Source organism: Rhodococcus sp. NPDC057135 (genome assembly GCF_042670865.1).
Lineage (GTDB): Bacteria > Actinomycetota > Actinomycetes > Mycobacteriales > Mycobacteriaceae > Rhodococcus_F.
Window position 1 is genome coordinate 42,766 of sequence record NZ_JBHUUU010000007.1, and the last position, 22,336, is coordinate 65,101.

Here is a 22,336-nt window from a genome sequence, read left to right on the forward strand (position 1 = left end):
GTAAGCTGATCAGGTGCCTTCGCCTGTAGACAACCTGACCGACGCCCTCCTCGGACCGATCTTGACTGCCGACCCGGCCGGGCCTCGCGTGACCTACTACGACGACGCCACCGGCGAGCGCATCGAATTGTCTGCGAGCACGCTGGCCAACTGGGCGGCAAAGACAGCGAACATGGTTCGGGACGAGTTCGCTCTCGAGCCCGGCGGCAAGGTTGCCGTACTGCTTCCCGCCCACTGGCAGAGCGTCGCTGTGCTGTTGGGTGTGTGGTGGGCAGGCGGCGAGGTGGTCCTCTCCCCCGACGCTGACGCCGAACTCGCTTTTGTCACTGCCGACCGCCTGGAAGACGTTGCGGACGTACCCGAAGTCGCCGCGCTCTCACTCGACGCGTTCGGCAAGGGCCTGAGCGATCTTCCGCTCGGTGTTGCCGACTACGCGACCTCCATTCGAGTACACGGCGACCAATTCCGTAGCGCCGGAGCCGGTTCGGCACTGGAAGGCCGGTCTGTCGCGGACACGATCGACGCGGCACGGGAATCGGCGAAGAACTCCGCACTGGCATCGACAGATCGTGTCCTCTCGAGCCGCACGTGGGAGACGGCCGACGAGTTGATCGACGGACTTCTGGCAGTTCTCGCTGCAGGCGCCTCACTCGTGCAGGTGGCCCACCCGGACGCGGAAGCTACCGCGCGCCGAGTGGGCACCGAAAAGGTCACGAAGCAGTTCTGAGCGTCAGCTCGCGAGAGCTGTCACCGGCGAGGCCAATCCCGCCCGCCGAGCGGGGAGCAGTGACGCGATCACCCCGCAGATTCCGCCGATCAACACGATGGCCACCAACTGCACCCACGGGACTGCGCTGAGGGCGACGTCCTCGATCCCGAACACCGAAGCGGTACCGGCTACACCGAACACCATCCCGAACAGCACTCCGATCACCGATGCAACTCCTGCCACCAGCAGTGCTTCCCAGATCAACATGGCTCGAATTCCCTTCCTGGTCAGTCCGAGTGCACGAAGCAGTCCGGATTCGCGGCGCCGTTCGAGAACGGACAGCGCCATGGTGTTTCCGACGCCGATCAAGGCGATCAACACCGCTACCGACAGCAGCCCGGCAACCACCATGAGCATGGTGTCGAGGATCGAATCGAGGGCCGAACGCATTTCGGTCATTCCCTGAACACCGCTGCCCGGAGCTTCCTGGCGTGCGAGTTCGGTGATGCGGTCGGTGGTGGCCAAAGCCTGTTCGTCAGTGTCCGTGCCCAACCTGACCCAGTACGAATCGGTGGTCGGCGCGGAGGCCGCTGCACCGAGATCTCCTCGATCCAGCAGTGCTGGTTGACCTTTCACCCCTTCGATCACGCTGACGTTCACGGCGCCGCGATCCCCGCGCACCGTTGCCGTATCGCCCGCCGAGAGGTTGTATCCGCTCAGATCGTCCGGAGAGAGCACCAGTTGACCGGCAGCAGGTACCGAGATCTCGGTACGCAGAACATCTTTCACCTGGGCAGCGTCGACACCGAATCCGGCCAACGAGCCGCGCCCGTCGATCGTCAGCTCGGCTTTTTCCAGACCGCTCACTGCGCCGACCCCGTTGACTGCGGCGATGTCGGTCCCCAAACCGGCCGGAAGGGGCGCCGAACCGGAACTGCTCACCATCACGTCGACGGGGAATTGGCTGTCCATCGCCGCGGGTGCAGCTTCCTTGACAGTCGCGATTCCTACGACGAGCGTGCTCGTCAAGGCGACGCCGATCAGCAGTGCCGTGGCTGTTGCCGAGGTCCGGCGTGGATTCCGGCCGGCGTTGCCCGCTGCCAGGCTGCCAACGGGACCGATCACCCTCGCCAACACTCCGCCGGCCGCATTGATCAGGGCAGGCACGATTCGACCGGACAGGGCTGCAATCCCGAGGAACGAGAACAGTCCACCGGCGGTCGCCGCCAGAACCTGCTGATTCGTCACTCCCAGGACGGTCATCGCGATGCCCGCGAGCAGGATCACTATGCCGAGAACGCGGCGCACCACCGATACCTGAACGCTCTCGGGCTTGGACTCCATCGGCTGCAGTGCTGCCAACGGGGACAGCCTCGTTGCCGCGCGACCGGGCGCAGATGCAGCGAGCATCGTCATCACGATGCCGACTGCAAGGCCGACCAGCACGGTCACCGGGGTGACGCTGAGTGACGAAAGTGGAACCGGCACATCCGCGGCCGTGGCCACGCGACCGATCGCCCAGGCGAGTCCGATACCCAGCCCGACGCCGATCACCGAGGCGATCACACCGACCGCCGCGGCTTCGCTGCGAATGCTCCGGCGAACCTGCTTGGCCGTGGCGCCGACGCATCGGAGTAACGCGAGTTCCTGAGTTCGCGCCGCGAGGAGCACGGCAAACGTATTGGCGATCACCAGCGCGGCAACAACTACGGCGATAGCGCCGAAGGCGAGCAGCACCGTGCTGAGGATCTTGGTGCCGCCCATGTACTCCGCTGCCGCATTGTCGGTGGCTTCTTCTCCGGTCAGCACGGTGGAGTCCGCAGGCAACGCGCTCTCAACCGAATCCACCAGCTGTTGCTGCGAGCGCGAACCGTCACCGGCTACGCGGAATTCACGTTCGGCACTGTCTCCGGCCCACGCGCTCACTTGCTCGGCAGTGGTGAACACTTTCATCCCGCCCAGGCGCTGGGCCGAACCGGAGAGATCGACCAGTCCGACAACCTGCGCGGTGGGTGCAGCGGCACCGACCGTCGAATCCCGTGCCGTGACTGTGATTCGGGCACCGATCGGTATCCCGGAGTCCGCGCTCACCAACACCTGACCGAGACCGGCAGGAATCGATCCCTCCGACACCTTCTCCCAACGCAATTCGGGATTGTCGGCGATCGAGAGCGCATCCCCGTAGGACGCACCCTTCGCCTCGGAATCGACACGAACGTACGTCGACACGTCCTCGGCCACCGCCGAGACACCCGGCACTGCGCTCAGCAGGGCTTCCGTCACGCCTGGTCCGGAGGCGACAACGTCCGTGGTTTCGTATTGCGACGCAAGTGATTTACTCACACTCGCGTCCACCGTCGAGCTCAATGTCAAAGTCGCGACGATGTATCCGACCGCGATCACCACGGCAAGTATCGACGCCACGTAGCGCCCGGCATGCGCCCGTGCCTGGGCAAAAGCCAGACCCTTCATCGCAGTGCGCCCGAAGCTGCGGGAACATCAGCCAGGTCGTCGGCACCGAGGGCTCGCATGGCACCGATCACCGAGTCGACCGTAGGAGCGTCGATCTCGCCGGCAATGCGCCCGTCTGCGATCAACACGACGCGGTCCGCGTACGACGCCGCCACCGGATCGTGCGTCACCATGACGACGGTCTGACCGGTCTCCCGGACACTGGTCCGCAAGAGCCCCAGAACCTCTGTCCCGGAACGGGAATCCAGGTTGCCGGTGGGCTCGTCGGCAAAGATCACGTCGGGCTGCGGCAGTAGTGCGCGGGCGACGGCTACGCGTTGCTGCTGACCGCCCGACAACTCGTGCGGCAGGTGATCGAGACGCTGCGACAGGCCCAGCTTGCCGATCACCTCGTCCATCCACTCGGGCGAGGGTTCACTGCCCGCCAACTTCATCGGCAGCAGCATGTTCTCCCGAGCAGTGAGCACCGGTAGCAGGTTGAACGCCTGGAAGACGAACCCGATTCGCTCACGCCGCAGTTCGGTGAGTTCGGTGTCGCCGAGTTTCGTGACCTCGGTGTCACCCAGGAAAACCTGCCCACCCGAGACCGTGTCGAGTCCGGCAAGGCAGTGCATGAGCGTCGACTTTCCGGACCCGGACGGGCCCATGATCGCGGTGAACCGCTCGCGCCCGAAGTCCACGTCGACTCCGCCGAGCGCGTGCACCGTGGTCTCACCGGTGCCGTACACCTTGGTGACACCGCGGGCAGTGATCGCCGGCACTTCGGCTGGTTCCGTCGTGGTGTGCGCATGCATTCTTTTGCCCTCCGTAAAGCTTCTCGCTATGACGGAATCGACGTTATTGCAGCGCAAGTGGTCTCCGCGTCGGAGCGCGGGGCGATCTTGGAAAGCCCGGTGTCATCCCGGGGTAGGACTGAACAGAGCTGCTCGTCAGCCCTCGGTACCGAGGAGATCCGCGCGCCGGACAAGTCCGACCTGGAAAGCGAAGACGACTGCCTGCACACGATCGCGTGAATGGGTCTTCGAAAGAACCCGTCCGACATGGGTTTTCACTGTCGTCTCGGAGACGTGAAATTTCGCGGCGATCTCCGAATTGGACAGCCCGTACGCCATGGCCTCGAGCACCTCGACCTCGCGCGGTGTCAACTCTTCGGGCAACTGCGCTTCGGGCGCCGAGCCTTCCAGGAGCGGTCCGACGTGCTGTAGCAGTCGCCGAGTGGCCCGGGCTTCGATCACAGCGTCCCCGCGGTGCACAGTGCGGATGGCGTCGAGCAACTGCTCCGGTGGGACGTCCTTGAGCAGGAATCCGCTGGCGCCCGCCCTGATGGCCGACATCACGTACTCGTCGTTGTCGAAGGTGGTGAGCACCACGACCTTCGGCGCATTCGGGTCGGTCAGCAGCCGACGTGTCGCCTCGATGCCGTCCATCTTGGGCATCTGGACATCCATCAGGACAACGTCGACATGACGGGCGGCCAACTCGGTCAACGCCTGCTGACCGTCCGAAGCCTCGACCACCACCGACAGATCCGGCTGCGAGTCGATGACCATTCGGAAACCTGCGCGGACCAGCTGTTGATCGTCGACCAGTGCCACTGCGATCGGAGCCACGTGTTCGTCCATGCCACCCACCTTAAGACCTACGCAGACGTTTCAAGATTACCCAGACGTTCGTTCGTACGGCAGGACGGCCCGGACGCTGTATCCGCCGCCTGATTTCGGTCCGGCGGTGACCTTGCCTCCGTGCAGTTTGGCGCGCTCGGCCATCCCGATCAGTCCCTGTCCGCCTGGTGACGATTCGACCAACGCGGCGCTGCCACCTCGTCCGTCGTCTGTGATGCCGAGAACGAGTTCGGTGTCACTCCACGTCATCTCGACGCTCGCCTGAGCTCCCGGCCCGGCGTGCTTGAGAACGTTCGTCAGCGATTCCTGAACGATGCGGTACGCCGTCAACCCCGCGCCGGCGGAGAGTTCACGCGGTTCCCCGCTGACACTGACGGTGATATCGAGTCCGCTGCTGCGCAACTCGTGGAAGAGACTGTCGATGTCGCCGGCACCCGGGATCACCGAGAAATCGCGTGGTGTGTCCTCACGCAGGACTGACAGAAGCGATCGCATGTCGGTCAACGCCTGGCGCCCGGTGGAGGCGATGGTTTCGAGTGCCTGAATTGCAGCCTGAGGATCTTTGGCCGCACTGTAGCGTCCGCCGTCGGCTTGGGCGATGACGACCGTCAACGAGTGGGCGACGATGTCGTGCATCTCGCGCGCAATCCTCGACCGTTCGCTGATCGTCGCGATCTCCGCTTCCTGCGCACGCTCGAGTTCGAGAAGCCGAGCACGCTCGGTCAGACCTTCCAGTTGCTTGGTGCGCACTCGGCGCAGATCACCGAACGCCCAGACCGCGAGCATGAAGATCATGACGGCAACGGACTGCATGACCTGCGAGGACACGGGGATTCCGTCGTAGCCGAAGTATCGAACGGTCCCGGCAATCGAGCCGAGCAACGCAAGCACCAGGCCTGTGAGAGAACTCCACCGTGCGCCGTAAGCAGCAAGTGCGTACAGAGAGATGGGAACTACGACGGCGGACGCGAGCAGCGTATTGCCGATGACGATCACGTGCAGAACCGCGAACGCCGCGATGACCATGCCGGAGAGTTCCGGCCGTGAGCGTCGCCATGCCAGCGGAACGGTCATGCCCAGCGAGATGAACACCGCAAGCGGACTCGCCTCGACCGCAACGACAACGCTGAACAGTGCGGCAACCGTCGCAATGCAGATGTCCACACCGCGAGCATGATCCGCGCTCCAACGGACGAAGCGCTCACTAGTCGGAAAACGAGCCATGCCGCCAACAGTAGCTTTTACTCAGCTTCGGCAACTTCAACTCAGGTGCGGTAACCGCCGTCTTCGATTCCGGCCTCGATTTCGAATCGGTTCCGCGGCCCCCTGTGACGCAGTTCCTCACGGAGGTACAACAACCCGAATGCGATTCCGTACCTGGCCCATTGGTCTGCGTGAACGGCCTCGTGCCGAAGGACGGATCGAGTCGTGTTCCGCTGGGTGAGATATACACCACCGAGAGTTGTTCCGCCTCTGGCGAACCCGCGGCGCAGTCCGGAGGCGACAAAGATTCCGGACTCGTCGTCGAAGCTGATGTCCGCGCCGAGAATCCCGGCGTACAGCAGGGCGACGCGGGTGACGAACGCGGACTGCGCGCTGCCCCGACTCGCTCGGATCAGCGGCAGCCCGCGTCGTGCACACACGAGAAGATCAGCCCAGCAGTTTTTCGCGGAGCGCCTTGTCCTTGTCGAGCACCATGGACTCGAGGCTCTCCTGGAACGCCACCATCCGCTGCTGCAGTGCGGGATCCGAAGCACCGAGAATCCGAGCAGCCAGCAGACCGGCGTTGCGAGCGCCACCGATCGACACTGTCGCCACCGGGACGCCGGCCGGCATCTGGACGATCGAGAGCAGAGAATCCATACCGTCGAGGTACTTGAGCGGCACCGGAACACCGATGACGGGCAACGGCGTAGCCGAGGCAACCATGCCCGGAAGATGCGCGGCGCCGCCGGCACCGGCGATGATGACCTTGATTCCGCGGCCGGAAGCTTCCTTGGCGTAGTCGAGCATCCGCTGAGGCGTGCGGTGCGCCGAGACGACACCGACCTCGAAGCGGATACCGAACTCCGCAAGAGCTTCGGCTGCAGCTTCCATGGTCGGCCAATCCGAATCGCTGCCCATGATCAGGCCGACCTGCGCGCTCTCACTCACCGTGTACATCCCATCCGTCGGTCCAAACTGCGTACGAAAGCCAATGTGCTGCGCGCTCGGCGCGTTCCCGAACTGCGGCAACGTAATTCGGATCGTCGATGGATCCGGCGCCGCCCACGATGTTGACGTGTCCGATCTTGCGATCCTTGCGCTCACCCTTGCCGTACAGGTGGATCTTTGCGTCAGGCATCCGCGCGAACAGGTGATGGACGCGCTCGTCCATCGTCATCTCGGGAGCTTCCGGCGCACCGAGAACGTTGGCCATCACGGTGACCGGCGCGATCGGCGACGTATCGCCGAGCGGGTAGTCGAGAACCGCGCGCAGGTGCTGTTCGAACTGAGAGGTGCGGGCGCCGTCCATCGTCCAGTGACCGGAGTTGTGCGGGCGCATCGCCAACTCGTTGACCACGAGAGTGCCGTCAGTCGTCTCGAATAGTTCAACGGCCATGGAGCCGACCACACCGAGCTCCGACGCGATGCGCAGCGCCAACTGTTCGGCTTCCTCGGCAACGGCACTCGAAAGCTCGGGGGCAGGTGCGATCACGACGGCACACTGGCCGTTGCGCTGAACCGTTTCCACGACCGGCCACGTAGCGCCCTGTCCGAACGGCGACCGCGCCACCATGGCGGACAGCTCCCGACGCATCGAGACCATTTCCTCGACGATCAGCGGAACACCCTTGTTCAGCTGCTCGGTGACGATGGCTTCCGCTTCGTCCTGATCGTCGGTGATCCAGACGCCGCGGCCGTCGTAGCCTCCGCGTGTCGCCTTGATGACGAGCGGCCAACCGTGTTCGGAGCCGAAACGCACGACGTCTTCCGCCCACGTCACTTCGGCGTACGCGGGTACGGGTGCGCCCAGTTCGGCAAGTTTGCGACGCATGAGCAGTTTGTCCTGAGCGAAGATCAGAGCCTGCGGCGGCGGCTGAACGTTCACGCCTTCGGCAACAAGAACCTCGAGGTGCTCGGTCGGCACGTGCTCGTGGTCGAAGGTGAGTGCATTGGAACCGACCGCTGCACGGCGGAGAGCATCGAGGTCGGTGTGGCTGCCCAGTACGACGTCGGGGCTGACCTGAGCTGCCGGTTCGTCCGCGGTCCCGGAGAGCACTCGGAGCGTCTGGCCCAGGGCCACCGCCGCCTGGTGCGTCATCCTGGCCAACTGTCCGCCACCGATCATGGTGACGACGGGCATGGATGCTTTTGCCGGTCGAGGGGTGGTCGGGCGGGCGGGGATCTGCGCGGGATCGTTGTTGCCGGTCACGGCTCTCTATGTTGTCATGTGCCGCGTTCGCCCGTTCATTCAGCGTTCCCAATCTGTGATTCTGCTGATGATTCCGCGGCAAATTGGTGGTAACGCGGTTTCGTTTCGTAAACTCATCTGTTGTGCCATTTGTCGACGGGGTCATTGCCCGCATACCCCAACCGTTTCGTGACATCGCTCTGCGTCACAGCGAGCTGATCAAATTCGCGATCGTCGGCGGCACGACCTTCCTGATCGACTCCGGCATCTTCTACACACTCAAGCTCTCGATCCTCGAATCCAAGCCGATCACGGCCAAGATCATCGCCGGCGTCGTCGCGGTGATCGCGTCGTACATTCTCAACCGCGAGTGGTCGTTCAAGAACCGTGGTGGCCGTGAACCAGCGCACGAAGCTGCGCTGTTCTTCATCATCAGCGCCATCGGTGTCGTCATCAGCTTCATCCCGCTGTACATCTCCAGCTACGTCTTCAACCTGCGCGTACCCGAAGTGAGCTTGGCGACGGAGAACATTGCCGACTTCATCAGTGCGTACGTCATCGGAAACTTGCTGCAGATGGCGTTCCGATTCTGGGCCTTCCGCAAGTTCGTGTTTCCCGACGAGAATCCCGAACCGCTCGAACTGTCAGACACCACAGGATTGTCCGAAACCACAGCGCTATCGGAACCCACCGCGCCTGACCCGATTATTCCTGACGCCGAAGAGGAGCTCGGGCACTCCTGAGTTTTCGGTCAACGCGGTTCGCGGTGCGGAACGACGTCCGCGGGCGGAGCAGTGTTGGCCACCGGCAGGAAGACCGCGAACAAGGCAGGCTTACGCCGCTGCAGTTCCAATCGACCCCCGTCGGCTTCGATCAGAGCGCGTGCGAGCGCCAACCCGACGCCGGTGGACCCGGCGCCCGAGAATCCTCTGTCGAAGATATGGGGCGCAAGATCGTTCTCCACGCCGGCGCCTTCGTCGGTGACCTCGACGCACACCATCGATTCACGACGAGACGAACTGCGCCCGGCACCGTCGATCAATCGGACAGACACCGTGCATGTGCCTTCACCGTGTTCGAACGAGTTGTCGACCAGAACGGAAACAGCTTCACGCAGACGCGATCCGGTGGTCGCGGCCATCACCGTGCGATCGCCTCGTAGGCGGAGCCTGCGCCCCTCTCCGTCGAACTGAGCCTGCCAGTCGCGGGTCACCTGTTCCAGCTCGCCGACTACCGACACCAAACTCGCCGATGACCCACTGGTACGCGACGAGCGAATCAGATCGTCGATTCCGTCGGTGAGCCTGTCGACTTGAGCCATGGCTTCCTCTGCCTCGTTCACGACGTCAGGATCTTCGTGAACCGACAACTCGTCCAGACGCAACCGCACCGCGGTCAGTCGACTGCGCAGTTGATGCGAGACGTCCGCGACCAGCGCGCGCTCTCGTTGCAGCCGCACGGAGATCTCCACGGTTGCCGCGTCGAGGACGTCGGAAACGCGGTCGAGTTCGGGGATGTCGTGCCGACGAGGATCTGGCCGGAAGTCACCTTCGGCGAGGCGCGCCGCCCGGTCGGCCACGTCCTGCAGCGGATCGGCAAGCCGCCGCGCAGTGACCACGGCGACCACGGTGCCTGCCGTGATGGACAGAAGCACCAGTACGCCGACCGCCATCACCGCCTGCTTCTGCTGGGTGCGCAGGTTCTCCGACGGCACCTCGAGGCGCAACGAGCCGGAGGTGCCCATCGCGAGCGATTCGACGAGTGCGTTCTTGACCGTCGCCTCGCCGACGTCGACACGCGCGGCGCCGTCGACGGCAGTCGGATACACGACGACCAGGCGCCCGTCGTTGGGAGTGAGGACCTTGAGCGAATCGGTGTTCAACGCACCTTCGACGAGTCCGTTCGTCCCCTCTTGCGCAATGACCTCGGCGGCCATCCGGTCGAGTCGCACCCGGAGATCACTCCGCGTGACGTCCTCCACCCAGAGCCACGCCGTGTAGATCAGCGGAACCCCCAGCAGCAACGCCGTCATGATCACGACAGCGAGAATCGACTGCAATATGCGACGCCGCATGCCGGCAGTTCCTGATTCTCGAGAAGCTAATCGGTGTTGATTCGGAAACCGACACCGCGGACGGTGGCGATTCTGCGTTCCACGGCCGGGCCTTCGTCACCGATCTTTCGGCGCAACCACGACATGTGCATGTCGAGCGTCTTCGATCCACGTAGCTCGACGTCACCCCACACCTCGCGAAGGATCGTATCGCGCGAGACTACTTCCCCGGCATGCTCGAGGAGGACTCGCAGAAGTTCGTATTCCTTGTTGGCCAAGGCGATTTCGGAGCCGTTGACGAGTACGCGACGCGCCGCCGGCTCGAGCCTGATGCCACCGACCTCGACGATCGTGTCCTCGCGGCCACCGTGGCGACGCAAGAGTGCTCGAACACGTGCCATCAACTCGGCGAGACGAAACGGCTTACTGACGTAGTCGTCGGCGCCGGCGTCCAGGCCGACCACGAAATCGACTTCGTCGGTTCTGGCGGTCAGCATCAGAACGGCGAGCGAGGTGCGATGCGCACGAATCTGTCGACAGACCTCGAGGCCGTCCATGCCCGGAAGGCCGAGATCGAGAATCAACAGATCGAAATCACCTTCGAGCGCCTGCTGCAACGCAGCGGGTCCGGTCGGTTCGACCGTCACCGAATACCCTTCACGCCCCAATGCGCGGGAGAGGGGTGCAGCAATGGCCTCGTCGTCTTCGGCTAGCAATACGGCAGTCACACGAACAGACTACGGACAACACGCCTTTGCACGTTGATTACCAGCCATTTCGATCGTTCGGGTCGTCGTTTTCACCTGACGGCCGCTGTGGCGGAGGCGGTGGTGGCTGCCGCGTGGAATCGAAAACCTGGTGATACAGCAGGGCGTGAACGTGCTCGACATCCGGAATGTCGTCGAACTCGAGCGGATCGTCACTGGCAGAAGCGATGACCAGAGTTCCGGTCTTGAGCATTCGATCGATCAGGCCGTGGCGGAACTGAACATTGCTGATCCGCCCCATGGGAATGTCGATACCGGTGTGCGTGAGCACTCCGTGGCGGATGAGTACACGTCGATCGGTGACGATGAAATGCGTGAACTTCCAGACCGTGAACGGCGCAATCGATCTCCACGCCACGACGGCGAGCCAGACGATTCCGACGGCGATGGACGACACGGCCCGAGCCGTGCCGTCCAATCTCGTCTGAGCGAGGCCCAACAAGAACCCGGCGACGGCCGTGGCTAGCACGAACGTCAGCGCCGGAAGCACCAACATCTTCCAATGAGGATGGCGATGCAGTATCAGTTCCTCGTCCTGAGCGAGGGCGTCTTCGGGATATCCCATGACGGGAAGTCTGCCATCCCGCACCGACTTTCAGGCACACCGACTTTCAGGCACACCGACTTTCGGGCTGATGCTCAGGGCTGCGCGATCTTTCGCAGCACCAGCGGGGTCACGACGATGATGATGCCGTAGAGCACCATCCACACACCGACCACGATGCGGAAGACGTCGAGTGAAAGTTCCGGCTGCAACAGGACGATCGCGCCGGCAACGATGCTGATGACTCCGAGCACTATCGAGAGCCCGCGATCGACCGTGTGGCCGGATGCTGCATCGACCAGGTCGAGCACGCCTCGGAACACCCACCACGCGCCGATCACCAATGCGATCAGGACCACGGTCTGCAAAGGGCTTCGGAGAACGAGGAATCCGAGGAGCACTGCCAACGCTCCGGAGATCGCGACCAACGTCCGGGTTCCACCCGTAGCCGTCACGTCTGCGAACGAACGGATGATCTGGACGAGTCCGAATCCGAACAGCTGAATCGCGATGACAACCGCCACCACGAACAGGGTGGCATCCGGCCACGCGAGTACCGCGATACCCAGGCCCAAGGTGAGGACACCGAGCAGCACCGTCACGCCGGTGAGTACGCGGCGGGCGCTCTCGGCCGTCTCGGCTTCGGTCGGAACAACGATCGGTGTGGTCATGACGCCCCTAGGCAGCTAAGTAGATCCCGCAGTCGAGTGAAATGAAGGACGGACGGTTGGTTCGAAACAGGTCCGGGCCAAAAATTAGCACTTTGGTGCCAGAAAATCCGGCAAGGCTCACGATTCGGTTACCGGGGCGGCCCGAAGGTGTGTGATGTCACCCGCGGCGACCGCAAAGGTCTCTCCTTCTGCTCCCTCGATTTCGATGACGACGCGGCCGGAAGTGTCGACGTCGGTCGCGATACCGAACACCTCCTTGTCACCCGGCAAAACCGCGCGGACTCGTTTACCCAGCGTCCCGCAGCGCTGCCGGTACTCGGCAGCCAACACAGATGTATCCCATTTCGATGATTCCCAAGCACGGAATTGAGTCGCCAACTCGCGGGCGATTGCTCGAACGAGGGTGTCACGGTCGACGGTCGATGCTTCTTCGATCAGGAGCGATGTGGCGGTCGGGACGGGCAGCTCCTCGACACCCAAGCTCACGTTCAGTCCGATGCCCACCACTACCGCGGGATCGGGCGCCGTCCTTGCCACCTCGGCCAGAATTCCAGCCACCTTCTTGTCACCGATGAGAACGTCGTTCGGCCACTTGAGTTCTGCGGGCACTTCGGCCACGTTGCGCAGTGCGTCGACGACCGCGATTCCCGACAGCAGCGGGAGCCAGCCCATGTCTGCGAGATTCATTCCGGGCATCGACAACAGAACCGACATCGAGATCTGCGCTTGCGGCGGACTCACCCAAGTGCGCGAATGCCGGCCGCGCGCACTCGCTTGATATTCGGCGATCAGAACATGGCGGTCGGCATCCGGATCTGCCGCTCGCGCAAGGAGATCCGCGTTCGTCGAACCGGTCTCCGCGACCACGTCGAGGCGGTTCCAGAAAACGCGCGCGTCGTCGTTGTCGCTGCGCACGAGTGCGCGGCGTAGGGCATTGCCGTCGAGGGGCGGTCGGTTCAAGTCGGTCCACATAGCCCCAGCCTATGACGACGGCGAGAATGTACTGGTCAGTAGCTTGAGCCCGCGAAACCGCGACAATCGGACCTGCCTTCGAAGCCCCCCACACACTCTCGTTAAGCTCACGTCCATGACCACTGTCCAAGAGCCGAACGCGCCGGAGGCGGCGGCCGCACCCGATATCCACACGACCGCGGGAAAGCTCGCGGACCTGCGGAATCGCCAAGCCCAGGCGCAGGCACCGAGCGGCGAAGCCGCCATCGACAAGGTGCACGCCAAAGGCAAGCTGACCGCCCGCGAGCGCATCACCGCCCTCCTCGACGAGGGCTCCTTCGTCGAACTCGACGCACTGGCACGGCACCGAAGTGTGAACTTCGGCCTCGCTGACAACCGCCCGGTCGGCGACGGCGTCGTCACCGGTTACGGCACCATCGACGGCCGCGACGTCTGTGTCTTCTCACAGGACGCCACCGTCTTCGGCGGATCGCTCGGCGAAATCTACGGTGAGAAGATCGTCAAGGTCATGGACCTCGCGATCCGCACCGGTCGCCCCCTCGTCGGCATCAACGAAGGTGCAGGCGCGCGCATCCAGGAAGGCGTCGTCTCGCTCGGCCTCTACGGCGAGATCTTCCACCGCAACGTCCAGGCCTCGGGTGTCATCCCCCAGATCTCACTGATCATGGGACCCGCCGCCGGCGGCCACGTCTACTCCCCCGCGCTGACCGACTTCGTCGTCATGGTCGACGAGACCTCCCAGATGTTCGTCACCGGCCCCGACGTCATCAAGACGGTCACCGGTGAAGACGTCACGATGGAAGACCTCGGCGGTGCTCGCACCCACATGGTCAAGTCCGGTGTCGCCCACTACGTCGCTTCCGGCGAGCAGGACGCACTCGACTACGTCAAGGACCTGCTCAGCTACCTGCCGTCCAACAACCAGGCAGCAGCTCCCCGCGGCGAGATCACCGACCCCATCGTCGGTTCGATCGAAGACAGCCTGACCGCCGAGGACATCGAACTCGACACCCTCATCCCGGATTCGGCCAACCAGCCGTACGACATGCACGAGGTCATCCGTCGCATTCTCGACGACGACGAGTTCCTCGAGGTCCAGGCCGAGCGCGCGATGAACATCATCGTCGGTTTCGGTCGCGTCGACGGACGCTCGGTCGGCATTGTCGCCAACCAGCCCACCCAGTTCGCCGGCTGCCTGGACATCGATGCGTCCGAGAAGGCCGCTCGCTTCGTGCGCACCTGCGACGCGTTCAACGTCCCGATCATCACCCTCGTCGACGTTCCCGGCTTCCTCCCCGGAACCGAGCAGGAATACAACGGCATCATCCGCCGCGGCGCGAAGCTCCTCTACGCGTACGGCGAAGCAACGGTCGGCAAGATCACGGTCATCACCCGCAAGGCGTACGGCGGAGCGTACGACGTCATGGGCTCCAAGCACATGGGCGCCGACGTCAACCTGGCATGGCCCACCGCTCAGATCGCCGTCATGGGTGCATCCGGAGCAGTCGGATTCGTCTACCGCAAGCAGCTTCTCGAAGCCGCCAAGAACGGCGAAGACGTCGATGCATTGCGCCTCAAGCTGCAGAACGAGTACGAGGACACACTCGTCAACCCGTACGTCGCCGCTGAGCGCGGATACGTCGACGCAGTCATTCCTCCGTCGCACACCCGCGGACAAATCGTCTCCGCATTGCGACTGCTCGAGCGCAAGGCCGTTTCCCTTCCGCCCAAGAAGCATGGGAACATTCCCCTATGACCGCAACCACCGAGGACATTCTCAGCGAAGATGTCGCACTGGCGGAGACTGCACCGACCAACGGTGCAGTCGTCGAGGGAAGCGCGACGGACGTCCCGCTCACCGAGCTGACCGAGACGTCGACCTCCGACGCGTCGGTCATCAAGATCGTCAAGGGTTCGCCCACCGACGTCGAGATCGCGGCACTGGTCAGCGTGCTTGCTGCAGCTGCCGGCAGCGGTCAGGCTCCCGAGTCCAATGTTCCCGCGGAGACCTGGGGCGATCCGACTCAGTTCCACCGCGCGCGTGCGCCGTTCTCGCCGTACGCGTACCTGAACCCCGCGATCCGTCGCAGCTGACAATCAGTATCTGCTGACGTGACTCAACTGGTTCTAGCTTCAGCGTCCCCGGCTCGCCTCGCAGTTCTGCGGGCGGCCGGGGTTTCGCCGCTTGTCCGTGTCTCCGGTGTCGACGAGGACAAGATTGCCGACAACCTCGGCCCCGACGCCGCTCCCGAAAAAGTCGTGACGGTGTTGGCCGAAGCCAAGGCCGCCGAAATCGTCCCCGGCCTCGCCGCCGACAATCTCACCGACGTCGTGGTTGTCGGGTGCGATTCGATGCTCCTGATCGACGGGCAGCTTCAAGGTAAGCCGGGCAGCGTCGATATCGCCCGAAAGCGATGGGCTGCAATGGCCGGTCGCAGCGCCACCCTCTTGACCGGGCACTGTGTCCTGCGCGTGGCCGACGGCCGCATCGTTCGCATGGCCTCGGATCACAGCGCAACGGTCGTTCATTTTGCGCAACCTTCCACCGAGGATCTCGAGGCATACCTGGCAACGGGCGAGCCGCTCCAAGTTGCCGGAGCATTCACCCTCGACAGTCTCGGCGGCTGGTTCGTGGAGAGGATCGAGGGCGATCCCTCGAGCGTCATCGGTATCGGATTACCTTTGGTGCGAACACTTCTCGAGCGCGTTGGAGTTTCCGTCTCGGATCTCTGGCGTACGCAGAGCATCTTCTGACGCGTTTTTCTTCAAGCACGTTTTCCCCAAGCACGACGACCAGCTCCGCATCGGGTCCATGCCGATGCGAAGCTGGTCTTTTTGTCGTCCCTGAAGAGGTTTGCGACTTCAGGTTTTGAAGGTGGTGTTCGCCGGCCGCGGGTGCTGCCCGGGGTCGATGGAGAGCGGCGGGATGAACCACGGTTTGTTGTCGACGCCGATCCGGATTTCCCACTTGCCGACGAACCCCGATTTCCGGTGCATCAAGCGGTGATGTGAACGGCACAGTAGGACAAGGTTGTTCATCACCGTCGGACCACCGTTAGCCCAGTGCCGAATATGGTGCGCATCCGTCCACGCCGGCACGCACGAACACCCCGGGAACGCGCAACCCCTGTCTCGGGCAATCAGCGCCACTCTCTGTTCGGCGGTGACCAATCGTTTTCCGGGTTTCGCATCCAACGGCGCCCCGTGATCATCGAGCAACACAGTCGACAGGAAACAATCACACCCCAACAACCTCGTCTGCGACACCGACAGCGGCCCGAGCCACGGCATGTGCCCGACATCAAGATCCGGCCGAGACTCTTCACCATCAGAAGGCGCTGCGGCGCAGTCCCGATGCTCAGCGAGGTCGCGGGCGTTGATGTGCACGTTCACATGCGGTCGTTGACCACCATCGGTACCGGTCTTGGCGCAGTCGAGGTAGCGGCGGATCAGTTCGGTGAACCCGTCCGCGGTCCGCTTCGCCGCCGACCTGGCATCGGGAGTTCCATCGGGTGCTGGGGTCGGCATCGTCAGATACGACAACGCCGACAGCAACATTTCGCCGGTGAGAGCGTCGAAATCCCCACGCACCACCACCCGACCATTGAGCGTCGACGCGATACGCAACTCATTGAGATCCACGTCTTCGGCCGGCGGAATCTCATCGGACTCGAACACCCGCTCCAAAGTTGCGATAACGTGCCGCACCTTCGTCGTTGTCGCCTCCACACCCGACGCAGCCGCCAACAACAAATCGATGCAGCGAGGCAACGCCTCCTCCGGCATCCCCTTCGGCGGGGACTCGCAGAACGCCACGATCAAGACGGCATGTTCGAACGAGCAATCCCCGACATCGAAGCCTGCTGCCACCGCCGGAAACGGCCGTAGCGCGGCACCCAGGGCGGCGATCTTCTTCCCGTCCCGAACCTGCAGCATCGTGTTTGCCGCCAACCACGACCCGACTCCGCGGCTGGCAATCACCTGATCATCCGGACGCATCGACAGTTCGTCCACCACCGCCACACGAACGGCTTCGAGGCGCAGAATCTCCGCACTCGCCTCGACAGCAGCGGCGCGCAACTCGGCAGCAGACAACTGCCACAGGCGTCCGCGCAACCCCACCGCAGAACCAGACACCACGTCCGACGACAAGACACTCATAGAATCCCCCGATCCCCTACACACAGGATACTCGAACACCCGTTCGAGTCAAGGGCAAATTCTCAGACTGGCGAATTGACCCGAGGTAGGGCAGTCGACGCCAACCCGATGCCGAGCGCAATCGCTGCGATGATCGCGAGTACACGGCGCTGAGCTTCGAGAAACGCTTCGCCGGCAGCGGCCCGAGTGGATGCGTACGCGGCATCAACTGCTACCTGAACGGATTGACCCCCAGCACCAGCGGAGCCGTCGCGGCGACATTGCGGCGCCACCTCCATCGGTGTTCCCGATGCCAATTGACTTGTCGCACAATCGACAAAGGCCTTTTCTGCGATGTCGACGAGACCAGGGGCCACGCCGGCCGCTTCGAGGTGTGCAACGTATTCAGGCCGCTCCCCCTGCACCGCTTGCGGAGCCTGCCCTGCCACGAGCGAGAAGAACACCACGCCGATCAATGCCAGTCCGATGGAGCTACCGACCTGCTGAACGGTCGGGAGAAGCCCGGACACCGAACCTGCGTGCGCCGGCTCGACCGTCGCGAGGATCGCGGTTTGCAGAGGTGCCACGAACAGTCCCAGCCCAGCGCCTCCCAGAAGCAGTGGCCCGGCGAGCGCCAGCCAGCGCGGATCAGTTCCCTCGTGTTCGAGGATGACCGACAATGCGATCAGCGAGCCGGCAAAAACCACCATCCCCAGAATCAGGACACGGTTTCCGAGCATCCGGTACACCGCCGACGAGAGAACTGCCGCCACACCCATGCCGACGGCCCACGGCAGCGTCATCACTCCCGCTCTCAGGGCGGAGAATCCGAATCCGAACTGGAGCGTCAGGCTGATGGTGAAGATCAGCGAAGTCAAGGTCCCGAAGAACACGAAGGCAAGAATCGCACCGACGGCAAAGGCTCGGTCGCGGAAAAGCTCGAGACGAAGGACGGGATCGCCGCCTCGTTTCCCCAGACGCGATTCGTAGAGCACAAAGGCCAATGCCACCGGCACAGACATCGCGAGCATCACCACCAGCCCTGCCGGCCATCCACGCGCCCTCCCCTCGGCCAGGGGAAGGATCAGCAGGAACAGCGCCAGCGACGACAGCGCAGCGCCGATCAGGTCGAGTGAGCGCACATGCTCGGCGCGAGCATCGACGAGATGGAAGAACCCGAGGATCAAGGCGGCGATACCGATGGGGACGTTGACGAAAAAGATCAGGCGCCAACCCCAGTCGAAGAGATTCCATTCGATGAGCAGCCCGCCGACCAGGGGTCCACTGACCGTTGCCAGCCCTATCGTCGCTCCGTAGATCCCGAACACCCGCGGATGCCTCGCCTTCGGGAACAGACCCGAGATGATGGCAAACGTCTGCGCCGACATCGAACCGGCCGCCAGCCCTTGCAGGCCGCGGAAGACGATCAACATCGTCGCGCTCTGAGCAAGCCCGCACAGCAACGAGGCTGCGACGAATACGGACAGGGCGGTCAGAAACACAACCCTGCGACCGAACAGGTCCCCCAGCCGGGCCGCGGTGATCAAGGAACACGCGAAGGCCAGGATGTACACACTGACCATGAGCAACTGCGCTGAGACGCCGGCTTGAAGATCGACGGCGATGCTCGGTAGCGCGACATTGACGATGGTTGCGTCGAGCAACTGCATGAACGCCGCCGCCAGACTCGTGGCCAAACCGAGCCAGGGCGTCAGAGAAGTTGATCGCCGTCCGCCCTTGTGGTCGGCGCCGACAGCGTCACCTAAAGGGTCCGGAAGCACCGAATGATTCTAATCGACACGACCCTTCTAGAACCTGTTCTTGTTTAGATTGTAGTATTTCGGACAATTCAGTCCCGCAGATGGGATAGTTCGTCGTCTGCCCATTTTCAGAGCAGGCTTCTCGACGACACACGCAGGAGTTCTACTCGATGGATCTGAACTTGATCACCCATTGGCACCCGCTTCCTGGACGGGTAATCGAATGGGGCGTCACGCATGCTTCCGCTCAGCGAGCCGCCGAAGCCGAGATCGACCGAGAACTACCCCCGACCACGATGCAGGATCGCCACCTGCGACGCGCCCGCGTCACCGCAGAAAAGGGCGATCCTCAGTCTCCGTGGATCGGTATCGCCTTCGATTTCGCCGGAACCCTCGACCGCGACGCCATGACGCGAGCCCTGCAGCGATACGTCCGACGCCACGACACACTGCACAGCTGGTTCTCCTTCGACGAGGCCACCACCGACGCAGCGGACACCTCGTTCGAGGTCCGTCGACACGTCGTGCCGGTCGAGAGCATCGAACTCGAGTACCGCATCGGCGACGACGTCTCCGAATCCGAGGCGATTCGCGCGCTCGTCGCCACCAAGTTCGCCACGGAAACCAGCGCGCTGCAGTGGCCGGCATTCGTTTTCGGCGCCGTCGAGCACGATCACACCGACACGGAAGCCCAGCCGAGTTTCACCCTGTTTCACGCCGTCGACCACGCTCACTCGGACATGAACTCGATGGTCCTGATGTACGCAGAATTGCGTCAGTTGTACGCAGCGGAAACGACCGGGTCACAGCCCGAGCTGGGCCCCGCGGGAAGCTACGCACAATTCGGCCGTGTCGAGCGCGCGCGAACAACCGAGCTGACGATGCAGTCACCCGCAGTGCATCAGTGGCTCGGTTACCTCATGCGCAGCGGCGGCTCGTTCCCCGGATTTCCCCTCCCACTCGGGGCCGAGGACGCCCCCAAACCGGCTATCGGTTCACGCTTCGACCTGGCCGACGACACCGAGTGCGAGAAGTTCGGTGCGATCTGTAAAGCCAACGGCGCCAACTTCATCGGTGGGATCTTCGCCGCGCTTGCGATCGCGGAATTCGAATTGGCCGGGCGCGACAAGTACATCGCTCTCTCGCCGGTCAGCACGCGAACCGAGGCCGACTCGTTTGCGCAGGGTTGGTACATCAATCTGATCCCCGTCGGCATCGACGTCGACGACAAACGACGTTTCACCGAGTTGGCGAAAGTCGGGCAGCAGGGTTACCACGACGGCAAGGCACTGCTCGATGTCTCTGTGCAGCAAGTCATCGACCTGGTTCTGTCGAGCTTGGCCGACTCGGATTCCGCTCCCGGCGGACTGTCGAAAACGCTCACCCCGCCGCCGATCGTCTCGTACATCGACGGTCGACGCATGCCGGATCCATACAGTTACGTCGAGACGAAGGCAACGGGAATCGTCGGCGGCAAAGAGACTCAGATCGCGTCGATGTGGATCAACCGGATGCACACCGGTACGTGGATCGCCGTGTCACACCCCGACACCCCCATTGCCCACGAGTCGGCCACCCGCTTCGCCGAGCACGTCTCCAACATCATCAAAACTGTTGCAGCTCAGGGCGACTACTCGTTCTCCGCACCAGAGGGAGTGTCCTGATGCATGTCACCTCGATCGATCGATACGGACTCGAGCCCGGAATCGTCACCGAATGGTCGCTCCAACCCGCGGACGGCGCCGTCACGGAGTCGGAGGTACCACCGTCGTACAACCAGCATTTTCATCTCGAAACTGCGCGAACACACGGCATGGGCCGGAGTGTGTGGATGGCAGCCGCATTCGACCTTCCCGGCGAACTGAATCGGCCGGCACTCGATCTCGCACTGCGCCTGTTCATCAGTCGCCATGACACGCTGCACACGGGATTCGAGGTGGGCGAGTTCACCACCACCCGAATGGGACTCGACCCTGACGGCACACACATCGAGACTTCCGAGCCTCTGAAATTCGATTCCACCGAAGACCTACGAGCGCACCTCAAGAAGCGATTCACGACGGTGTGCGATCCTCTGACCTTCCCTGCCTACACGTTTGCCACGGTCGAACGCGAAGAGCACTACACGGTTCTGAGCGCGTTCGATCACACACTCGTCGACGGCTATTCGTTGGTCATCGCCCTCGGGGAACTGCGACAGATCTACGAGGGACTGATCGTCCTCCCCGAACTCGGCGACCGCGAGGCCGTCGACGCAGTGATGAACCGGTTGGGTGACCCGGGAAGTTTCGTGCGGTACTGCGAATTGGAGGCCGACGCTCTGCTTCCCGTCGACAACGACCCCCGAATCCGCGAGTGGGCCAGGTTCTACGAGATCTGCGGCGGTACATCGCCGAGTTTCCCCTTGGATCTCGGCGTCGAAGGAGGAAAGCCCGCGCCGCAGGGCGCCGATGTGCGCGTGCTGCTCGACGAGGAATTGACGGCGACGTTCGACGAGATCTGCCTCTCCGCCGGCGGTAGCGTTTTCACCGGAATCCTCACTGCGATGGGCCTTTCCGTTCACTCGTACACCGGACAGTCGACACTTCCGCTGCAATTCCCGCTGCACATCCGCAAAGATCCGCGATGGGCCGACGCGATCGGTTGGCTCACCACGAGTGCGCCGATCACGGTGCAGATCACTCCCGATGCGGATTTCGGTGCATCCCTTGCACATACGCACGCGTCGTTCCGAGTTGCGTTGACGCTCGAAGGCGTCACCATGGCTCAGGTTCGAGATGCTTTGGGCGACAAGATTCGACGCACGCGCACCGACGTCTTCATGGTGTCGTACATCGACTACCGCAAACTGCCCGGCACCGACGATCACGATCTCCTCAACGCTCATCACATCAGCAATGTGACGGTCGCCGACGATGCCCAGTTCTGGATTTCGCGGACGAACCGCGGTCTCTCGCTGCGCTCTCGCTTCCCGGACACCGACACCGCAAACGAAACCATGGTGAATTTCCTCACCGAGCTCGACCGGATTCTGAGAGAGGTCTGCGCCCGGGGCGTGACGCCGATCGGAAGTGTCACCGAACAATTGAGAGATTCGAGCGTCGGAGCAGGAACACCGAGAATTTAGTTTCGGCAACGGGTACGAGCAGGCAGAACCTGCTTCCAGGCGTCTCGCCTTGCGCACAGCGCATAGAATCGATCAAGTCCGTGTTCGAACCGAACGATTCGTCTT

General features: G+C 63.2%; 21 protein-coding genes. 7 read left to right on the forward strand and 14 right to left on the reverse strand.

The features are described 5' to 3' along the window. Nucleotides 1-13: 13 nt before the first annotated feature. Nucleotides 14-727 (forward strand): TIGR03089 family protein, encoded by a 714-nt coding sequence (locus ACFT1A_RS14900; RefSeq protein WP_378447633.1) that lies wholly within the window; start codon nt 14-16, stop codon nt 725-727. Between the two features lie 3 nt (nt 728-730). On the opposite strand, the gene ACFT1A_RS14905 is transcribed toward ACFT1A_RS14900, so the two are convergent. The 7 genes from ACFT1A_RS14905 to ACFT1A_RS14935 form a co-directional block, all read right to left on the reverse strand. Beyond that, nucleotides 731-3,181 (reverse strand): ABC transporter permease, encoded by a 2,451-nt coding sequence (locus ACFT1A_RS14905; RefSeq protein WP_378447634.1) that lies wholly within the window; start codon nt 3,179-3,181, stop codon nt 731-733. Next, nucleotides 3,178-3,975 (reverse strand): ABC transporter ATP-binding protein, encoded by a 798-nt coding sequence (locus ACFT1A_RS14910; RefSeq protein ID WP_230812548.1) that lies wholly within the window; start codon nt 3,973-3,975, stop codon nt 3,178-3,180. Before ACFT1A_RS14910 ends, ACFT1A_RS14905 begins: the two co-directional genes overlap by 4 nt. A gap of 135 nt (nt 3,976-4,110) precedes the next feature. Then, on the reverse strand, nt 4,111-4,803 hold the full coding sequence (locus ACFT1A_RS14915) for a response regulator (protein ID WP_378447635.1): 693 nt from the start codon (nt 4,801-4,803) through the stop codon (nt 4,111-4,113). Nucleotides 4,804-4,839: 36 nt separating this feature from the next. After that, nucleotides 4,840-6,027 carry a sensor histidine kinase gene (locus ACFT1A_RS14920; protein WP_347872076.1) on the reverse strand — a complete coding sequence of 396 codons (1,188 nt, stop codon included), beginning with the start codon at nt 6,025-6,027 and terminating at the stop codon, nt 4,840-4,842. Between the two features lie 41 nt (nt 6,028-6,068). After that, nucleotides 6,069-6,446 carry a hypothetical protein gene (locus tag ACFT1A_RS14925; RefSeq protein ID WP_378447636.1) on the reverse strand — a complete coding sequence of 126 codons (378 nt, stop codon included), beginning with the start codon at nt 6,444-6,446 and terminating at the stop codon, nt 6,069-6,071. A gap of 7 nt (nt 6,447-6,453) precedes the next feature. Continuing rightward, on the reverse strand, nt 6,454-6,966 hold the full coding sequence (gene purE, locus ACFT1A_RS14930) for a 5-(carboxyamino)imidazole ribonucleotide mutase (protein ID WP_039973205.1): 513 nt from the start codon (nt 6,964-6,966) through the stop codon (nt 6,454-6,456). Further along, entirely contained in the window at nt 6,950-8,149 is a 1,200-nt protein-coding gene (locus ACFT1A_RS14935) for a 5-(carboxyamino)imidazole ribonucleotide synthase (RefSeq protein WP_378447830.1), read from the reverse strand. The genes purE and ACFT1A_RS14935 overlap by 17 nt, the downstream gene beginning before the upstream one ends. 191 nt (nt 8,150-8,340) lie before the next feature. Here ACFT1A_RS14935 and ACFT1A_RS14940 point away from each other — a divergent pair, with 191 nt between their 5' ends. Continuing rightward, the gene (locus tag ACFT1A_RS14940; protein WP_378447637.1) at nt 8,341-8,940 is read left to right on the forward strand and encodes a GtrA family protein; all 600 of its coding nucleotides are present in this window, start codon (nt 8,341-8,343) and stop codon (nt 8,938-8,940) included. A gap of 8 nt (nt 8,941-8,948) precedes the next feature. On the opposite strand, the gene ACFT1A_RS14945 is transcribed toward ACFT1A_RS14940, so the two are convergent. The 5 genes from ACFT1A_RS14945 to ACFT1A_RS14965 all read right to left on the reverse strand — a co-directional run bounded on the left by ACFT1A_RS14945 (nt 8,949) and on the right by ACFT1A_RS14965 (nt 13,204). Next, entirely contained in the window at nt 8,949-10,271 is a 1,323-nt protein-coding gene (locus ACFT1A_RS14945; RefSeq protein WP_378447638.1) for a sensor histidine kinase, read from the reverse strand. A gap of 26 nt (nt 10,272-10,297) precedes the next feature. Beyond that, nucleotides 10,298-10,978: a response regulator transcription factor gene (locus ACFT1A_RS14950; protein WP_003940916.1), complete on the reverse strand. Its 681-nt coding sequence runs from the start codon at nt 10,976-10,978 to the stop codon at nt 10,298-10,300. Nucleotides 10,979-11,015: 37 nt separating this feature from the next. Further along, on the reverse strand, nt 11,016-11,582 hold the full coding sequence (locus tag ACFT1A_RS14955) for a PH domain-containing protein (protein WP_378447639.1): 567 nt from the start codon (nt 11,580-11,582) through the stop codon (nt 11,016-11,018). Nucleotides 11,583-11,656: 74 nt separating this feature from the next. Then, a complete protein-coding gene (locus tag ACFT1A_RS14960; protein WP_230812521.1) occupies nt 11,657-12,232 on the reverse strand; it encodes an HdeD family acid-resistance protein in 576 nt (191 codons plus the stop codon). 117 nt (nt 12,233-12,349) lie between these two features. Then, nucleotides 12,350-13,204 carry a biotin--[acetyl-CoA-carboxylase] ligase gene (locus ACFT1A_RS14965; protein WP_378447640.1) on the reverse strand — a complete coding sequence of 285 codons (855 nt, stop codon included), beginning with the start codon at nt 13,202-13,204 and terminating at the stop codon, nt 12,350-12,352. A 115-nt stretch (nt 13,205-13,319) separates the two neighbouring features. On the opposite strand from ACFT1A_RS14965, the gene ACFT1A_RS14970 reads away from it, so the two are divergent. Genes ACFT1A_RS14970 through ACFT1A_RS14980 form a run of 3 tightly spaced genes read left to right on the forward strand, consistent with a single transcriptional unit; the run spans nt 13,320 to nt 15,958 of the window. After that, on the forward strand, nt 13,320-14,960 hold the full coding sequence (locus ACFT1A_RS14970) for an acyl-CoA carboxylase subunit beta (RefSeq protein ID WP_003940853.1): 1,641 nt from the start codon (nt 13,320-13,322) through the stop codon (nt 14,958-14,960). Continuing rightward, complete coding sequence (locus ACFT1A_RS14975) at nt 14,957-15,298, forward strand: acyl-CoA carboxylase subunit epsilon (protein WP_378447641.1); 342 nt, start codon at nt 14,957-14,959, stop codon at nt 15,296-15,298. Before ACFT1A_RS14970 ends, ACFT1A_RS14975 begins: the two co-directional genes overlap by 4 nt. A gap of 18 nt (nt 15,299-15,316) precedes the next feature. Continuing rightward, entirely contained in the window at nt 15,317-15,958 is a 642-nt protein-coding gene (locus ACFT1A_RS14980; RefSeq protein ID WP_007731146.1) for a nucleoside triphosphate pyrophosphatase, read from the forward strand. 108 nt (nt 15,959-16,066) lie between these two features. Here the strand turns inward: ACFT1A_RS14980 and ACFT1A_RS14985 are convergent, their stop codons facing one another. Together ACFT1A_RS14985 and ACFT1A_RS14990 are read right to left on the reverse strand one after the other, a co-directional pair. Beyond that, nucleotides 16,067-17,365: a DUF222 domain-containing protein gene (locus ACFT1A_RS14985; RefSeq protein WP_378447642.1), complete on the reverse strand. Its 1,299-nt coding sequence runs from the start codon at nt 17,363-17,365 to the stop codon at nt 16,067-16,069. 62 nt (nt 17,366-17,427) lie between these two features. Then, nucleotides 17,428-19,125 (reverse strand): MFS transporter, encoded by a 1,698-nt coding sequence (locus ACFT1A_RS14990; RefSeq protein ID WP_378447643.1) that lies wholly within the window; start codon nt 19,123-19,125, stop codon nt 17,428-17,430. Between the two features lie 149 nt (nt 19,126-19,274). On the opposite strand from ACFT1A_RS14990, the gene ACFT1A_RS14995 reads away from it, so the two are divergent. Beyond that, the gene (locus ACFT1A_RS14995) at nt 19,275-20,768 is read left to right on the forward strand and encodes a condensation domain-containing protein (RefSeq protein WP_378447644.1); all 1,494 of its coding nucleotides are present in this window, start codon (nt 19,275-19,277) and stop codon (nt 20,766-20,768) included. Continuing rightward, complete coding sequence (locus ACFT1A_RS15000) at nt 20,768-22,231, forward strand: condensation domain-containing protein (protein ID WP_378447645.1); 1,464 nt, start codon at nt 20,768-20,770, stop codon at nt 22,229-22,231. Before ACFT1A_RS14995 ends, ACFT1A_RS15000 begins: the two co-directional genes overlap by 1 nt. Nucleotides 22,232-22,336: the final 105 nt, after the last annotated feature.

Excerpts from the sequence above, each read along its gene's own strand:
- purE (WP_039973205.1), bottom strand. The coding sequence starts at position 6,966 with ATGTACACGGTGAGTGAGAGCGCGCAGGTCGGCCTGATCATGGGCAGC.
- ACFT1A_RS14955 (WP_378447639.1), bottom strand. The coding sequence starts at position 11,582 with ATGGGATATCCCGAAGACGCCCTCGCTCAGGACGAGGAACTGATACTG.
- ACFT1A_RS14960 (WP_230812521.1), bottom strand. The coding sequence starts at position 12,232 with ATGACCACACCGATCGTTGTTCCGACCGAAGCCGAGACGGCCGAGAGC.
- ACFT1A_RS14975 (WP_378447641.1), top strand. The coding sequence starts at position 14,957 with ATGACCGCAACCACCGAGGACATTCTCAGCGAAGATGTCGCACTGGCG.
- ACFT1A_RS14910 (WP_230812548.1), bottom strand. The coding sequence starts at position 3,975 with ATGCATGCGCACACCACGACGGAACCAGCCGAAGTGCCGGCGATCACT.
- ACFT1A_RS14905 (WP_378447634.1), bottom strand. The coding sequence starts at position 3,181 with ATGAAGGGTCTGGCTTTTGCCCAGGCACGGGCGCATGCCGGGCGCTAC.
- ACFT1A_RS14970 (WP_003940853.1), top strand. The coding sequence starts at position 13,320 with ATGACCACTGTCCAAGAGCCGAACGCGCCGGAGGCGGCGGCCGCACCC.
- ACFT1A_RS14935 (WP_378447830.1), bottom strand. The coding sequence starts at position 8,149 with ATGCCCGTCGTCACCATGATCGGTGGCGGACAGTTGGCCAGGATGACG.
- ACFT1A_RS14945 (WP_378447638.1), bottom strand. The coding sequence starts at position 10,271 with ATGCGGCGTCGCATATTGCAGTCGATTCTCGCTGTCGTGATCATGACG.
- ACFT1A_RS14985 (WP_378447642.1), bottom strand. The coding sequence starts at position 17,365 with ATGAGTGTCTTGTCGTCGGACGTGGTGTCTGGTTCTGCGGTGGGGTTG.
- ACFT1A_RS15000 (WP_378447645.1), top strand. The coding sequence starts at position 20,768 with ATGCATGTCACCTCGATCGATCGATACGGACTCGAGCCCGGAATCGTC.
- ACFT1A_RS14920 (WP_347872076.1), bottom strand. The coding sequence starts at position 6,027 with ATGGCTCGTTTTCCGACTAGTGAGCGCTTCGTCCGTTGGAGCGCGGAT.
- ACFT1A_RS14995 (WP_378447644.1), top strand. The coding sequence starts at position 19,275 with ATGGATCTGAACTTGATCACCCATTGGCACCCGCTTCCTGGACGGGTA.
- ACFT1A_RS14965 (WP_378447640.1), bottom strand. The coding sequence starts at position 13,204 with ATGTGGACCGACTTGAACCGACCGCCCCTCGACGGCAATGCCCTACGC.
- ACFT1A_RS14915 (WP_378447635.1), bottom strand. The coding sequence starts at position 4,803 with ATGGACGAACACGTGGCTCCGATCGCAGTGGCACTGGTCGACGATCAA.